General features: G+C 69.8%; 16 protein-coding genes. 7 read left to right on the top strand and 9 right to left on the bottom strand.

Annotated features, from left to right (window positions below; translation table 11 throughout):
• From G5C60_RS42610 to G5C60_RS42620, 3 genes are all read left to right on the top strand, one after another.
• Positions 1–642 (top strand): PEP-utilizing enzyme (locus G5C60_RS42610; RefSeq protein WP_241267476.1); only part of this gene is annotated, 642 nt, incomplete at its 5' end.
• Positions 639–1562 (top strand): hypothetical protein, encoded by a 924-nt coding sequence (locus G5C60_RS42615; RefSeq protein ID WP_165268158.1) that lies wholly within the window; start codon positions 639–641, stop codon positions 1560–1562. The genes G5C60_RS42610 and G5C60_RS42615, both read left to right, overlap by 4 nt.
• Before the next feature lie 121 nt (positions 1563–1683).
• Positions 1684–2415, top strand: a complete 732-nt coding sequence (locus G5C60_RS42620; protein ID WP_165268159.1) for a protein tyrosine phosphatase family protein — start codon at positions 1684–1686, stop codon at positions 2413–2415.
• A 96-nt stretch (positions 2416–2511) separates the two neighbouring features.
• Here the strand turns inward: G5C60_RS42620 and G5C60_RS42625 are convergent, their stop codons facing one another.
• Both G5C60_RS42625 and G5C60_RS42630 read right to left on the bottom strand, forming a co-directional pair.
• A complete protein-coding gene (locus tag G5C60_RS42625) occupies positions 2512–2775 on the bottom strand; it encodes a DUF397 domain-containing protein (RefSeq protein WP_165268161.1) in 264 nt (87 codons plus the stop codon).
• Positions 2776–3636 carry a Scr1 family TA system antitoxin-like transcriptional regulator gene (locus G5C60_RS42630; protein WP_165268163.1) on the bottom strand — a complete coding sequence of 287 codons (861 nt, stop codon included), beginning with the start codon at positions 3634–3636 and terminating at the stop codon, positions 2776–2778.
• A 178-nt stretch (positions 3637–3814) separates the two neighbouring features.
• On the opposite strand from G5C60_RS42630, the gene G5C60_RS42635 reads away from it, so the two are divergent.
• Complete coding sequence (locus G5C60_RS42635; protein ID WP_165268165.1) at positions 3815–4435, top strand: ATP-binding protein; 621 nt, start codon at positions 3815–3817, stop codon at positions 4433–4435.
• 34 nt (positions 4436–4469) lie between these two features.
• The gene (locus G5C60_RS42640; protein WP_165268167.1) at positions 4470–4925 is read left to right on the top strand and encodes a hypothetical protein; all 456 of its coding nucleotides are present in this window, start codon (positions 4470–4472) and stop codon (positions 4923–4925) included.
• A gap of 206 nt (positions 4926–5131) precedes the next feature.
• On the opposite strand, the gene G5C60_RS42645 is transcribed toward G5C60_RS42640, so the two are convergent.
• The 7 genes from G5C60_RS42645 to G5C60_RS42675 all read right to left on the bottom strand — a co-directional run bounded on the left by G5C60_RS42645 (position 5132) and on the right by G5C60_RS42675 (position 12708).
• Positions 5132–5302, bottom strand: a complete 171-nt coding sequence (locus G5C60_RS42645) for a hypothetical protein (protein WP_165268169.1) — start codon at positions 5300–5302, stop codon at positions 5132–5134.
• A 259-nt stretch (positions 5303–5561) separates the two neighbouring features.
• Positions 5562–6950 carry an amidohydrolase gene (locus G5C60_RS42650; protein WP_165268171.1) on the bottom strand — a complete coding sequence of 463 codons (1389 nt, stop codon included), beginning with the start codon at positions 6948–6950 and terminating at the stop codon, positions 5562–5564.
• 49 nt (positions 6951–6999) lie between these two features.
• A complete protein-coding gene (locus tag G5C60_RS42655) occupies positions 7000–8925 on the bottom strand; it encodes an FUSC family protein (protein WP_165268173.1) in 1926 nt (641 codons plus the stop codon).
• A 561-nt stretch (positions 8926–9486) separates the two neighbouring features.
• Complete coding sequence (locus G5C60_RS42660; protein ID WP_165268175.1) at positions 9487–10218, bottom strand: DUF7873 family protein; 732 nt, start codon at positions 10216–10218, stop codon at positions 9487–9489.
• A gap of 63 nt (positions 10219–10281) precedes the next feature.
• Positions 10282–11040 carry a nucleotidyltransferase domain-containing protein gene (locus G5C60_RS42665; RefSeq protein ID WP_165268177.1) on the bottom strand — a complete coding sequence of 253 codons (759 nt, stop codon included), beginning with the start codon at positions 11038–11040 and terminating at the stop codon, positions 10282–10284.
• Complete coding sequence (locus G5C60_RS42670) at positions 11037–11459, bottom strand: hypothetical protein (RefSeq protein ID WP_165268179.1); 423 nt, start codon at positions 11457–11459, stop codon at positions 11037–11039. Before G5C60_RS42670 ends, G5C60_RS42665 begins: the two co-directional genes overlap by 4 nt.
• Before the next feature lie 103 nt (positions 11460–11562).
• A complete protein-coding gene (locus tag G5C60_RS42675; protein ID WP_165268181.1) occupies positions 11563–12708 on the bottom strand; it encodes a peptidoglycan recognition protein family protein in 1146 nt (381 codons plus the stop codon).
• A 350-nt stretch (positions 12709–13058) separates the two neighbouring features.
• On the opposite strand from G5C60_RS42675, the gene G5C60_RS42680 reads away from it, so the two are divergent.
• Together G5C60_RS42680 and prcB are read left to right on the top strand one after the other, a co-directional pair.
• A complete protein-coding gene (locus G5C60_RS42680; protein ID WP_165268183.1) occupies positions 13059–14201 on the top strand; it encodes an asparaginase domain-containing protein in 1143 nt (380 codons plus the stop codon).
• A gap of 162 nt (positions 14202–14363) precedes the next feature.
• Positions 14364–15221, top strand: coding sequence for a proteasome subunit beta (gene prcB / locus G5C60_RS42685; protein WP_165268185.1), 858 nt, complete (start codon positions 14364–14366; stop codon positions 15219–15221).
• Positions 15222–15445 lie beyond the last annotated feature (224 nt).

The following is a 15445-nucleotide window of genomic DNA, read 5'->3' on the forward strand; positions in this document are numbered from 1 at the left end:
ACGCTGGGTATAAGGGACAGCCTCCCCCCACGCGAAGCCCTCCGCCTCCGGATCCGCTGGGTGCAGGAACTCCAGGTGCGGCTGGTGCGCGAGGCGGCACGCCGACTCGCCGTACGAGGCGGTCTGGACGAACCCTCGAAGGTCGGGCTCCTGCGCTGGCCCGAGCTCATCGAGGCGCTCGAAGGCGGCCCGCTGCCCGGAGATCTCAAGGAGCGCCTGCCGCGGGCCGCTTCGGCGCCGCTGCCGGACGCCTTCCGGCTCGCGGAGGGCGGTGTGGTCGTGGCCGAGCGGACCGCACGCGAGGGCGAGGGACAGGGCGTGTCCGGCGGACGGGCGACCGGGACGGCCTGGGACGGCACCGGGCCCCGACCGCCGGACGCCGTACTCGTCGTGCGCACGCTCGACCCCGCGCTCGCTCCACTCCTGCCCGGACTTGCCGGACTCGTCGCCCAGACCGGCAGCCCACTGTCCCATCTGGCCGTGCTGGCCCGGGAGTTCGGCCTGCCGACGGTCGTCGGCGCCACGGACGCGGTACGCCGTTTCCCGCCGGGCTCACGCCTCACGGTCGACGGCACCACCGGCGACGTACAACCGCACGCGGTGGAGCCGCACCTGAACGAACCCCAGGGAGACCTCCGATGAGGCGCATCGCCTACTTCTTCGGAGGGGCGGCCGCCGCCGGAGCGGGCACGTACGTCGTCGTCTACCTGTACCGGTGGCAGTGGCAACGGGCCATCCTGTGCGGGGTGTTGCTGCTCGTCATCGAGGTGATGCTCCTCGGGATCGTGCTGCTCGGGCGGCTCGCGCGGATCGAGGAGCGGATGCGCGAGTCGGACCGCCGCCAGGAGGACGTGCTGGCGCGGCTGCGGGAGACACAGCGACAGCCGGCGGACGACCGGTTCCGCTGGCTGGACGACCCCACGAGCCGTACATACGTCTTCGTGCCCGTCCTCATGGTGACCGGAGTGCTGCTCTCCGGGCTCGCCTGGCTGGTGCAGCGGATCGCGTCGGTGACGGCCCGGCCCACAGCCGAACGCCGCCTCGCCGGACGCCTTGCCGTACTGGCCGCGCCCGATCCGGCGCACTCCTCCGACCTGGAGGACCTGCCGCCGACCGGCGCCCCGAGGGAGCGAGGCCGCACCGCACGCCTGCTCGCCGTCACCGCCATCGGCGCCGCCCTGCTCGGCGCGCTCGTCGTCGGGCTCGCCGACCTCACGCAGACTCGCGAGCCGCACGCGAAAGACGCCGAGGCGACCTCCGTTCTCGTACGCGTCGACATGCGCGGCGTGGACATGACGGCACAGCGGCAGTCGCTCGCCGCGCATCAACTATGGGAACGCTGCCGGGACTCGACGTCCGTGCCGTTGCGCCGGGCCACGCTCGGCGAGTTGGGCGACGGTCTCTTCGCCGGTGTCGTGCAGCCCGCGCTCACCGACCACGACCGTATGCGGCTGCGCGGCTGCCTGGAGGACACGGGCCTGGACCGCACGCACCTCACAGTGGTCGGCATCGGCGACGCGGACGAGAACGGCGGGGACGAGAACGGCGGGGACGACGACTGAATCAACCCCTGCTGTTCTCATTCGTTAACAACTGAACCAGAAGACTCACGGACAACTCACGCCCCGACACCCGGGGTTACGATGCCAGCGCGTCCCCCGTCCCCGAGTCCCCCGGTCGTCCATGGCTGCCATCGCCCCGCCCTCGCCCGAACTCGAGCTGCCCACCGGCCGGTCGGACCCCGGCCGCTCCCGCAGGCCCCTGCGCAGAATCCTCCTCCGCACCCTTGCCGCGCTCGGCCTCGGCTACTTCATCCTCTGGGCGACCGGCGCGCTGGGCATCCTCGCGGTCTCGTACTGGACCGGGGAACAGACCCCGCCGCCCGAGGGAACCCAAGCGGTCCGGGGCATCCACCACTTCCAGCCCGTGAGCGCCGACGGGGAGTTGTGGCGCGGCGCCGCCCCCTCCCCCGCGGGCTACCAGGCGTTGGCGCGCCTCGGCTTCACCACCGTCGTCGACCTGCGCGCCGAGGACCTGAGCGCCTCCCAGCTCGCCGGGCCGCACAAGGCCGGGCTCGACGTCGTACGTCTGCCCGTCCGCGACGGACAGACCCCGACGCCGAGCCAGGTGCGACGTTTCCTGGACGTCGTCGGCTCGGCGCCGGGGCCGGTGTTCGTGCATTGCGGCGCGGGAGTGGGCCGTACGGGGACGATGGCGGCCGCGTATCTCGTACAAGTGGAGAAGCAGACGCCGACGACGGCGGCCCGCCGCAATCTCGCGGTCGGACCACCGTCGATCGAGCAGATCTACTACGCGCTGAACCTCGACCGGGACCGTGCGGAGCAGCCGCCGTTTCCGGTGGTCGCGCTCAGCCGCCTGGTGGACGCCCCACGCCGCATGTGGTCGTGGCTGTAGTGATCAACTGAAATGCCAAGGTAGAGAAGCACGTTAATAGCGAACATAAGGGACAACGAATAAGGGGCAACGGATACGGGGCGCCCTACAAGAGCCTCAAGACAGCAGGAAGTCCGCCTCCCCCGCCTTGGCACCCTGGATGAACGCGGTCATCTCGCCGGGGGTGTAGATGAGAGCGGGTCCGTCCGGATCCGCCGACTGACGGACCGCGATACGGCCGTCGGCGAGCTTCATCGCTTCCAGGCAGTTGCCACCGTTGCCGCCGCTCCAGGGCTTGTGCCAGCCTTCGCTGCCCAACTCCCGTGCGGGCATGCCGTTGTAGATCCGCCCGTTGTGTACCCGGGACTTGATGCGATTCATTCACAGCTCCTTGCGAAGATCCAGGAGGATCTCGTTCGTGCGATGTGCTGTGGCGGCCTGCGCCGCCATGCGGTCCATGACCTCGAGGTGAGTGGCCACCTCGGCACGCGCGTCCAGGTAGACGGCGCCGGTCAGGTACTCGCTGTAGACCATGTCCGGCAGTTCGGGCATGGCAAATCGGAAGAGCACGAAGGGTCCGTACGTACCCGCGTGCGGCCCCGAGGAGAACGGGGCGATCTGCAGCGTCACGTTGGGCAGCTTCGTGATCTCGAGCAGCTTGTCGATCTGGGCGCGCATCACCTCGGGGCCGCCGACGGGCCGGCGCACGGCCGTCTCGTCCATCACGGCCCAGAGCCGTGGCGCGCCCTCACGCGTCAGCAGCTCCTGGCGTTGCATGCGCAGCGCCACATGACGCTCGATGTCCTCGGGTCTCGTCTGGCCGATGGCGCCGGATTCCATGACGCCACGGGCGTACTCCTCGGTCTGCATCAGTCCGGGCACGAAGTGGGGTTCGTACGAGCGGATGAGGACGGCCGCGCCCTCCAGGCTCACGTACATCGAGAACCAGCCCGGCAGGATGTCGTGGAACCGCTGCCACCAGCCGGGCTGGTTGGCCTCCTCCGCGAGCTCGACGAAGGCGTCCGCCTCCTCGTCGGAGACGCCGTACGCCTTCAACAGGAGCTGGAGGTACGGGATCTTGAGGGCGACCTCGGCCATCTCCATGCGGCGGACGGTGGCGGCCGTGACGCGCAGGATGCGCGCGGCCTCCTCGCGCTTGAGCCCCGCGCGTTCCCGCAGGTCCAGCAGGCGTCGTCCGAGGACGACCTGCCCGACCGTCGGCGCGGACCGCGGCTCACTCACGTCCACCTCCACATAGTCCTGACAGCCCGGGCGGCGCCCGGTGAGTACCCGGCGGGTACCCAACAGACGCCGCGTCACGTGCTGTTGCGTTGCAGTGTGCCATGGTCCCTCGATGCAGGAACACTGCACTCTGCAATTTTCAGAGTGGCTCTTGCCAAGTGTTCACGGCGGGGAGATAGTGGCAAGCGTGACTCCGCCCTCCTCGTTAAGAGCAGATGCCATCGAGAACCGGTTCGGTCTCGGGGCCGCCGGGGCGTGCCCCGATGTGGCTGCCGAGCGCCGGTTTCGTTTCGAGCTGGCCGCACACCCGGGTTCTGCAGCGCAGGCCCGGCGCCTCACGCGCGCCCGGCTTTCGGGATGGGCCGTCTGCGAGGACATCTGCGACACGGCGGAGCTGGTCGTCTCCGAGCTGGTCACCAACGCGGTCGTGCACACGGCGAGCCGCCAGGTGGTGTGCGAGCTGCACGACGGCGACGACCGGGTGCGCATAGCCGTACGTGACGAGGGGTGCGCGACGGGTGAGCCCCGTCCTTCACCACAGCGCCCCGAGGAGGAGCACGGGAGGGGATTGCTTCTCGTCGCTGCGGTGTGCACGGCCTGGGGCGCCCAGGAAACCGGTCCCGGACTGCTGGTCTGGGCGGATCTGCCGCGCTCGGCGAACAACGGCGCCGAGCCGCGGTCGGACCTGGGCTGGAGTGCGAGGAGCCGGCCGGCCCCAGCCGGCTCCTCGCGGACGGGGGCGGACGGTTCCTCCCGGACCGGGGCAGACGGCTTCTCGACCGGAAACGACTGGTTCTGAAACGTTTCGATAACTTGAGAACGGACGGGGCTGAATGGGTGTGAGGGCTACGTCGGCCGGAGTGCCTCGGGTGCTGAACCTGGACACGCTGGTCCGTCTGCGGCACGAGCTGCGCACGTCCGGCGCCGTGCCGCCGCGGCGGCTCGCCGTGCCGGAGGGCATGCGGGCGCCGCTCGGCTGCGACGCGGTGGCGGTGCCGGCGAGATTCGGCCCTCTGCTGATGCCCCGGCTGCCGCGTGTCGGCTGTGTGTACGCCGACGGGGCGCGGTGGTGGTGGCTCGTGCCCTCCGACTCCGATGTCTCACTGGAGTGGCCTTCACCCGCGCACTACGCGACGGGGGCGGTTGTGCCCGGCACGCCCGACACCCTGCCCGACCTCATCCACAAACCGGACAGCACCCTTCCGTATACACCGCCGATTCCGCTTTACCTGGCCGTTTGCCGGGTTACGGGGACTACGCCGGCGTGGTCGCGGTCCGTCAACGCCTGACGCTCCGCGGGTTGGGCGGTTGGGTTCGTTTTCGAGTGCGGGTTCGTTGGGGCTTGTCGCGCAGTTCCCCGCGCCCCTAAAAGGGGCGCGGCGGACGCGGACAGAGCCTCCACCGGCCATTCAGGGGCGCGGGGAACTGCGCGATCAGCCACGACGAACCCGCACTCGCCCCCGAACCCAGCCCACCACCCCCGTAGGCGCCCCGCTCAACCGCCGGAGGCATCCCGTACGACCACCAGGAAGGCGTCCGACGTCAGGTCCATCACGACCTCGGCCTGCTGCCCTTCCAGGCGGCACGCCTGTGCGAACTCCTCCGCCGGCCACGAACCGCGCGGCCCACCGGCCGGAAAGCGCCCAAGCACCGTTCGCCCGTTCACCTAGCACCTCCATGTAGCGCTGCTCCCGTAGAAGCGCTGTTCTCCTAGAGTTAAACGCCAACCATGGGGTAAATGGCTCGCTGAGTAACCGTACTGAGACGTAGCTGACACTCGGTGACCGGCTCGGTGTGAGTGATCTCTCACGTTTCGTGACTTTTCGTATCAGTCCTCGCACTCATCGTGATATCGGATGCACGCGCGCGTGGCGTACGCACGGAGCCAGGCCGGAGCGGATTTCCTTTCGCGGCCGACGCCCGCCTCAGGTGTCGTAATCCTGGATCTTCCTGCCGTGGCTCCGGTCGAGCAGTGACGGCATCCGCTCCTCCAGCTCACCCACGATTCCCGGAACATCGAGCGTCAGCAGCTCGCGGTCGCGCATGAGCACCCGTCCGTCGACGATCGTCGTGCGTACGTCGCTGGAACGGGCGCTGTGTACGAGGGTGGCCGGAAGATCGTGCACGGGCTGGGTGTGCGGGCCGGTCAGGTCGACGAGGATGATGTCGGCCTTCCGCCCCGGCGCGAGGCTGCCGATCTCCTGGCCGAGTCCGACCGCCCGCGTGCTCTGGAGCGTCGCATGGTGCAGTGCTTGACGCGACGTCAGCCAGCGCGGGTCGCCCTCGGTCGACTTCTGCACCAGCGCGGTCAGGGCCATGGCGTCCCACACGTCCAGGGAACTGTTCGAGGCGGCCCCGTCCGTGCCGAGCCCGACGGGGATGCCGAGTTCCCGCAGGGCGCGTACCGGAGTGGTGGTCGGCCAGGCGAACTTGAGGTAGCCGCGCGGCGCACTGGCCACGCCGATCCTCCCCGTGGCGCGGGCGAGGACGGGCAGGTCCCGCTCGACGATGCCCGTGCCGTGGGCGATGAGCAGATCGACGTCGAGGAGCCCCGCGCCCTGAAGGATCTCGATCGGCGTACGGCCGTGCCGGGCCAGGCTGGTGTCGGTCTGGTCGCGGTTCTCGGCGGCGTGGGTATGCACCAACAGGCCGTGCTCGCGAGCCAGTTGGGCGGCCTTGGCGAGGTCGGCGTCGTCGACGGTGTACGGGGCGTGCGGGGCGAGCGAGGTGGTGATGCGGCCGTCGGCTCCGCCTCGCTGCCGTAGCGCGAAGTCCAGTGAACGTTCGCGGCCTTCGGCTCCCTGCGACGAGAAGTAGGCCTCGCCGAGGTTGGCGCGCATTCCGCACTCGGCCACCACGGCGGCGACGGTGTCCATGGAGAAGTAGTGGTCCGCGAAGCAGGTCACACCGCCCCGGATCATCTCGGCGCAGGCGAGCCGCGCGCCCAACTCCACGTCCTTTTCCGTGAGGTTGGACTCGATGGGCCAGATGACGTCGTTGAACCACTCCTCGACGGGCAGGTCCTCGGCGACGCCCCGCAGGGCGACCATCGGCGCGTGCGTATGGCAGTTGACGAGGCCGGGCATCGCGATCTGGCCGCGCGCGTCGATGTGTTCGGCGGCCGGGAGGTCGGGGAGAGCGGCGAGATCCATCGGTTCGGTCGTCACGGCCTCGATGAGCCCGTCCCGTACGACGATGGTGGCGTCCTCGACGAAGTCGATCTGTTCATGATCGTCATGTACGAGGGCGGTGCATCCGGTGATGATGAGATCGGCGGCGGTCTTCCCATCGGTCTTCGCGTCGGGCGATGTCATCACGCCACGGTACGACGGCAGGTGGCGCTTTTGATGGGGCAAACACCGATCAAGCACTCAGAAGGTTCCCCGGCCGATCGCCCTCCGATGTGAGCCCCGCCCGCTCCCGCTGCTCCACGAGTTCGTCGAGCAAGGTGGCGAGGCGTTCGGTGTGCTGGGGCGTGAGCCGTCCCGTGTCGTCGAGGTGGACGGCGCACGCCGTGGTGGTGTCCACGAGGCGTTCGAGGGTGGCCGCGACCTCGTCGGTGCCTTCCGTGTGCCGTGCCAGAGTGGGGAGTTCGGCGGAGGCGCGGTCGATCGCGGCGCGGGCCTCGGCCAGCGTCCGATAGGCCTCGCGGCGCAGTGCCCAGCGCGCCGCCCGGTCGTCGGCCCCGCTCAGCACATGCGTCAGGTACGCGTGCGCCGCATCGGTCGCTCGCCCCAGCCGGGCCCGTACGTTCCCGCCGCGCTGCCCCGGCGCCGGCAGATGCCCGACGAGCAGCACGATGGCGCAGGCCAGCAGCGTCTCGCCGATCCGGCTCCAGGAGGCCTGCGGCTCACCGCCGACCATGACGAGCGAGAGCACCAGGAGTGTGACGACGGCGGTCTGGGCGGCGAAGTGCCGTGTGGCGACGGGGATCAGAGCACCGCTGATGGCCACGAGGGCCACGAGACCTTCCGGCTGGGGCAGCAGGGCCGCGAACCCCGCGAAGAGGACGGCGCCGAAGACGGTGCCCGCCGCCCGGTTCAGTACGCGCGAGACGAGCGGCCCGAGATCGGGCTTCACGAGGAAGACGGCGGTGGCCGGGAGCCAGTACCAGTGCACATGGTGCAACGCCTGCGCGACGGCGGCACTCGCGCCGAACGACAGCGCCACCCGGAGCCCGTACTCGCGGCCGCCGGCGCCGGTGACGGTGCGAAGGACGGCCTTGGCACGGAGGGGACGTATGTGCAGACCGTGGCGCGCGGTCTGCCGGGTGCCGCGGTCGATGGGGCTGGTTTCGGCATCACTGCGGGACCCCCTGGACCCGGGAGAAGCCTTGCTGCCGCCCCGGTCGAAGGCCTCGGCCGCATGCAGCAGCGCGTCATCGAGAGCCCGCAACCCCGGCACGGAACGGGCAGGCGCGGGCAACGGCCCACAAGGCTCCCCCGTCCGTACGGCGACGGCGAGCCGCCGCGGCCCCTCCGCCGCCCGCGCGGGCAAGGCGTCCCCGGCCCAGGCGAGCGCGGTCGCGGCCTCGGCAAGAGGCAGCGCGGCGGCGTACTGCGCCCGCAACCGCCGCTCAGCCGCGGAACTGGCGTACCGCCGCAGCCGCGGTCCCGCGAGCGCGTCCTGAGCATGATCGAGCGCGGCGGTCAGCGCCACGCGCCGACTCCCGGCCTCCTCACCGCCCACGGCGGCAAGCAGCGCGGCAATGGCGTCGTATACAGAGGCGACGGCATCCCGCTCGCCGTCGAATCGAAAGTCGTTGGCCAGGGCACCGGGCGAAGGCAGCACCAGCCGCAGCATGATCAGCCAGACCGCGCCGCCCACGAAGAACAAGGCCCGTTGCCACCCGGCCTCGGGCAAGGGCATCCCGGCTCCGATGGCGGCGGCCACGAGCAGCTGCGTCCCGGCTCCCGAAGCCACCGGCCCCACAGCACTGACGGCCCCGCCCAGCAGCCCGAGCCCGGTCAACGCCAAGGTCAGCAGCACCGCTCCGGCATGCTCCCCGAGATACGTCCCCACGAACAGCCCTCCGGCCCCGGCAAGCGCCGGCACCCCGAGCCGCCTGACCGACGCCCTCCGGCTCCCGGGCCGGTCGTTGATCCCGGCGAGCATGGCTCCGAGGGCGGCCACGACTCCGATGGAGGGGCGGTCGACGAGGACGGTCACGAGCAACAGGGGCCCGGCGGCCAGCGCACCGCGTACGACCGCGCTCCATGGCACCGGTCCCCGCTGAGCACGCAACGCATGGGCGAGCCAGGGCGGTAGAGCAAGGGCGGGGCGGGACACGGGGCTCCTGTCAGGACGAGGGCGGGGGTGTGCCTTCGGGCGACGTCGGCCGGGCGATGTTGTGGTGTCCACGGTAGGTCGCGTCCCTGGAGGAAAGGGAACGCTTGTGTTTCCGCGAGGTGACGGAAGGCGGGTATGCCGCGTTCTTTATGAACGCAATCAAGCTCTGCGGCTGAGGGAACGGGTCCCGGAGTGTGAGTGAACCGGAGTGTGGGTGAGGAGGAGCGGACCCGGGGGCGTAGCCGGCCCCCGAGCCCTGTCCTGCCGCCCATGTCGCACGCCGGCACGCTTGAGAGCCCAGGTCAGTGTGATGTCGCCGCGTCCTGCCTTTGGACCACCGCACATCGAGCTGTGCGGGCCGGACTTGAACCGGCACTTCGACGTCCGGGGCCTGGGCCCAGTCGATCCGGCGATCGGCGGCGAATGCTGAGTCTGGAGCAATAGTCTGAGATTGATCGCGGCCCCTTCACCGGAACCGCGCAGTCACGACAAGCCTCAGCTTCAGCTTGCGCTCCTCGCGCACCCCGGCCGTGGTGCATGGTGGCCGGGGAGTTCTTGAGGCTACCCGAACAGGTAGCCGAAAACGGCGTCACCGACACGCTGATCGACGACGTCGACGCCGTTCGCCTCTTCCCGGGCGAACTTCACGGCCTGCTGCAACTTCTCGACCCGGTCGAGCAGTTCGTTCACGCGCCGGGCGGGAAGGGCACCCGAGAATTTGACAGTCGTCCAGTATCCGACGGGGATGTCCTCGTAATACACCTCGACCTGCGCCGGATGCTTCTCGGTGGCCTCGGCCTTCACATGGTTCCGGGGCACCTTCTTCGTACGAACCGTCCGCACCTGCTCGGTTTTCCAGGCATCGGTGGACGGGTCCTGCACCCACGACTCGGAGGCGTCGAGCACCGGCAGCTTCCGCACGAAGGTGTTGAGATCGGTGAGCTGCTTCTCCAGGAAGAGCAGATAGGACACCGGCACATCGGCGACGAGCACACGCCCGTCGACTTTGACGTCCGCCCTGGCCGTGCAGTTGGCCCAGTCCTTGGTGGCGGTCACATCGAACAGCCGCGTAAGGGTGGTCGCGGTATCCCGCAACACGTCCTCGGCCTTCACCTGCACCCGCGTCGACTCGGGCGGCAACTGCTCGCCCTCCTCGTCCTTCGGCTGATACGTACGCGAGATTCCGGCCAGCAAGGCGGGCTTCTGCAGCCCGTGATGAGCAGCCGTCAGGTCCTGATGGGACTTGGCCTTGACGCCCTTCTCAACTGCGATGATCTGATTGAGTTTCGCCACGTCGGAGACGGTAGCAGCGGTAACTGGGCTTCTTCGAAGGGTTATTCGTGATGGCTGCCGAGGCTACAGAGAAACCGCCCGGCTGAAGAGCGTCTCGGCCTCCGTGACCGTCCGGACCAGGGCGTCCGGCTCGGACGTCAGGCTCCCCACGAGCGCGTCGACTTCACGCAGCCCGGCCCGCTCCAGCAGCCCCTTCTCATTCGTCACCCACTCCCCCCGCGCCGCAAGCACCCCATGTGCCGTCTGCGTCGCCGCGACGGCGATCGTGCCCGCGACCTGGGTGAGGGCACCCTTCGGGGCGTGGCCGGCCTTCGCGTAGGCGAGGGTGGCGGCGGCCAGGCCGTTCCAGCGTTCGGGGGCGGTCCTGCGCAGTGCTTGCGGATAGCCGGAAGGGCGCCGCAGTTCGCCTCGCAGGACCTTGTTGATCGCGAGCTCGGCGACGAGCAAGTAGGTCGGGATGCCCACCAGGTGGAACATCAGGGGCTCGATACGGAACCGGCCCTCCTCGGCCTCGGCGAGCTCATGGTCGACCACGTCCAGGTCCCGGTAGTGCACGTCCACGCGTCGACCCTCGATCGTCAGCCACGCGCCGCCGTTGAAGACGCCGCCGCCCCAGGCGCCGATCTCGGAGACCTCGCCCGGCCAGCCGAGGGCGCGAAGGCCGGCGGGGGCGAAGTCGCCGCGGTAGTAGACGGCCAGGTCCCAGTCGCTTTCGGGGGTGTGGGTGCCCTGGGCCCGGGAGCCTCCGAGGGTTACCGCCTGGACGGTGGGCAGGGCTGCCAGGCGGTCGGCGACGTGGTCGAGGAAGGCGGAGTCGTTCACGGGGACTCGCCGATCGTCAGGTCGCCGACCGTGTGCGCCTGGATCACGGTGCCGTGCTGTACGCCGCCGCTGATGGTGTTGTGGACCGTGGTCTGCTGCGGCAGGGCCGACGGTGGAGTCAACTCATCGAGGAGAGCCCGGAGTTCGGCGGCCGCCTCCGGGTCGTCCCGCAACGTACGCCTCAGCCGGCTGCGCCACGAGGCCTGTACGTCGGCGGCGGCCTCCTCGTCCTCGGCGGCCCGCGCGGCGGCCAGTTCCGCCCGTGACTCCTCCAACTCCCCCTCGACGACCTCCTCGTCCCTCCCCCGTGAGAAGAAGGCGACGACGCGGTCCCGTACGTTCCCCCAGCCGTCGGTCACCATCTGCTGCACGAGCGCCGTCGCTCCGGCCGCCGCCAGTGCCGTCAACTCCGCGTCCATGGAGCCCCCTTCGTCGCCGTACGCATGTCGTATGCCGTACGCGTCTCACTGAGGCTCCACCGTAATCCCTCGGACTGACAGCCCTTCCTTCAGCTGCCCGGGGTCAGCCCCCGGCGGCCACCGCGTCCCGCAGCGCCGCCAGCTCCTCGTACATCACCGCGCCCGGGCACTCCGTCTCCATCCAGTCGCGGTGACCGCTGATCTCCGGTACGTCCCTGGTGGTGCCGTTGATCGGGTTGGTGTACGTGACCTGGGCCTTGGGGTCGACTCCGTGGAGGCGGGTCAGTATGCGGACGAGGCGGGTGAGTGCCGTGCGGGCGGCCTCGGTCGGGCCCTGGGACGTCAGGGTGCCGAGGAGGGCGATGCCGAGGTTGCCCGAGTTGAAGCCGACGGCGTGGAAGGCGGTCACGAGGTTGCCGTCCGCGTCGTGCGCGGGCATGCCGTCGTCGCCCGAGTAACGGCCCTCGTAGATGGTGCCCTTCTCGTCGATGAGGAAGTGGTAGCCGATGTCGCCCCAGTCGTTGGTGATCGCGTGGAGCTCGTAGATCGCGCGCACCGTGGCGGCCGGGTCCGGGTCGTCGTTGACCGTGGCGGTGTGGTGGACCGTCAGGGTCTGGAACGGGTAGTACGCGGTCGGCGTGTTCTCCGAGCCGTCCGGCTTGAAGCGCAGCGACTCGTCCGCGCCCCATGCCGCGCGCGTCAGATAGGGGACGCCGCGCACCCGGGTCGTGTCCTGCGGAACGGCCACCTTGCGCGCCGGGCCCTGCGTGGTGTCGATGGCCATGGACCGCAGTCCGGTGGCGCCGTCCGGGGCCTTCAGCTCGTAACCGGACGCCTGGTCGGCGGAGACGAGCAGAACACCGCCGTTGCTGTCCGAACAGCCGCTGCCGCTCAGGGACTTCCAGGCGCCCTGGCCGCCGTCGGCGTCGGTCAGCCGGATGCCACCGCCGGTGGCTTCCCGCGTGCCTGCCCAGCGCACGCCCACGTAGCCGATGGGGAAGGCTGCCTCGACGGGTGCTTCGCCGGTTGCCGTCTTGCTGCGGGTCTTGGGGAAGGTCTCGGGGGTCGTACCGGGTTCGGCCGCGGTGGTGTCCGCGTCGGTGGAATCCGAGTCCGTGGAGCCCGAGTTGGTGGTCGCCATCACGGCGGGGGTGAGCGCGGCGCCTGCCGCGACCGCGCCGGCGGCGCCGATCAGGCCGCGCCGGGTGACGCGGGACCGGAGGCGATGGGATGTGGGGGGAACAGTCATGGGGGGCGTCCTTACCGTGCCTTGCGTGTTCCGTGGTCGTTCCTGACGGCTGCAAGGCATACGGGCCCCGCGCGCCAGCCGTGCTTGAAGACGCAACGGATCATACGGTTCCGGGGCGATCTTTCGGCCACCGCCCCCGGATTTTTGGCCAGAGCCAGCCTGACCTGCGAAGCCGATGGCGCTCAACCATCCTTCCGCGTAAGCGCAGTTGGCGCTACGACGATTGACACGTACACGCAACACCCGGGAAAACACCGCTTCCTACGGTCAGCGGCGAATGCCCGCCGCTCACCGCCCAACCCGCTGAGCCGCCGGCCCGCTGACTCGCTGACTCGCTAGGAGCCGTGCCCGTGAACATCCCCCGCCGTACAGCCGCCCTGCTCTGTTCGTTCGTCGTCGCCGCGGGGGCCACGCTCTCCAGTGCGAGTGCCCAGCCCAAGGAGAAGAAGGTTCTACCGGACGTCGCTGTCATCGGTACCGGCGGGACGATCTCCGGAGTCAGTACGAACCGGGTCTCGTTCCAGGACTACAAGTCGGGACAGCTCGCGATCTCCAAGATGGTGGACGAGTTGCGGCCGGAGGTGGACGGCCTCGCGGACGTCGGCACCGAGCAGTTCGGCAACAAGGGGTCGGGTGGGTACTCCATCGCGGACTACCGCAAGCTCACCGCCTCCGTCGATGCCGCGCTGAAGAAGAACGACGCCGTCGTGGTCACCACGGGTACGGACACGATGGAGGAGTTCGCGTACTGGCTCGACCTGACCGTGCGCAGCGACAAGCCGGTGGTGCTCACCGGGTCCATGCGGCCGTGGACCGTCATCGGCACGGACGCACCCGCGAACCTCTACAACGCGATCAAGCTGGCGGCGAGCCAGAAGACGAAGTGTTACGGGACCGTCCTCATGCTCAACGACCAGGTCCAGGCGGCGCGAGAGGTCCGCAAGACCAACGCGCTGCGCATGGACACGTTCGAGAGCGGCCCGTCCGGCGAGCTGGGCGTCATCGACCAGGACAACATCCGGCTCAACCGGGCACCGGCCCGCGTCCAGAAGTGCGGGAAGGCGAGCTGGCGTACACCGTTCGACCTGGACCGGATCGTCGGCAAGGAGAGCGACAGCAAGAGCGAGCCGCTGCCGAAGGTGGAGATCGCGTACTCGTATCAGGACGCGGGCGGCGAGGCCATCGAGGCGTTCGCGGACGCGGGAGCCGAGGGCATCGTCACGGCGGGCACCGGGGCCGGTGGGATATCGCCCGCGATGTCGACCGCGCGGACGGCGGCGGTGAAGAACGGCGTGACGTTCGCGTCGACGACCCGTACCGGATCGGGGGCGGTGTACGGCTCTGCCGACACCACCGGGGTCATCGGCGCGGAGGACCTGACTCCGCAGAAGGCCCGGCTCCTCCTGCTCCTCTCACTCGCCGCGACGAAGGACGAGAAGCAGATCCGGGAGTGGTTCGCGACGTTGGGTACGGCTCAGTTCACGACGAAGTGACAGTGACAGTGATGGTGACGGGGACGGTCGGCGAGGCCGGACTCGGTGAGGTCTGAAGCGACGTCTGAAGCCGGGGTGTTTTCGGTGAGGCCGCTCATGGTAGGAGTCGGTTGCGCGCAACACATCTGTTCCGTTACGCGCAACACGTCTGGGGGGAGTGACATGGCACGGAGTGAGACCGACGGCCGGTTGGGGGAGGAATTCTTCGTCCCCGGGAGCTCGTCCTTCACCGAGTTTCTGACCGCTCACCGTCCGGACCTGCTGAGTACGCGCCGGCTGCTCCCGGACGGCGTTCAGGCCGCGCCCGACCAAGTCCCGCACGGCACCACGGTGCTGGCTCTCACCTACCGCGACGGCGTGCTGATCGCCGGCGACCGGAGAGCCACGATGGGGAACCTCATCGCGCAGCGCGACCTGGAGAAGGTGCACCCCGCGGACGACTACACCGCGGTGGCCTTCGCGGGCACCGTGGGACTCGCGGTGGACATGGTGAAGCTCTATCAGGTCGAGCTGACGCACTTCGAGAAGATCGAGGGCATCCCCATGACCCTCAACGCGAAGGCGACCCGGCTGGCCGGCATGATCCGGCAGAACCTCGGCCAGGCCATGCAGGGACTCGCCGTGGTTCCCCTGCTCGTCGGCTACGACGTCAAGGCCCCTGCCGGTGAGGCCGGACGTATCTTCAGTTTCGACGTCGTCGGGGGTCTTTACGAGAAGCCGGACTTCCACGCCGAGGGTTCCGGCTCCCCCTACGCCCGGGGCGCTTTGAAGAAGCTGTACCGGGAGGGCATGTCCCGACGCGAGGCGGCCCTGGCCGCGCTCCAGGCCCTCTACGACGCGGCAGACGACGACTCCGCCACCGGCGGCCCGGACATCAGCCGCCGGATCTTCCCCATCGTCTCGGTCATCACCGAGGAAGGCTTCGAGCGGTTGAGCGAGCCGGAGACGGAAGAGCTGAGCCGCGAGATGGTCGAGCAACGCCGGAACCAGCCTGACGGCCCGATCGCCGCCACTCTGTGAGAGGGGGCGAGGCACCACCTGGCGCCGGGGACGAGCGAGCACCGGGCAGGGCGTAAGCGGGTGCCGCCCCGAAGCCGCTGAAGTCCCCGAAGCAGCCGAATATTCGGATGCGTACCCGCCCGCCGGACCCGCATGATCGGCAGGTTGTCCCTCGACCACCGTCGTTCGCCGGCACCCCGCCGGTCCCCGGGAGGCCCCATGCTCAAGCGCGTCACCGTCCCCAC

The sequence above is a fragment of the Streptomyces scabichelini genome (assembly GCF_011045015.1).
Taxonomy (GTDB): domain Bacteria; phylum Actinomycetota; class Actinomycetes; order Streptomycetales; family Streptomycetaceae; genus Streptomyces; species Streptomyces scabichelini.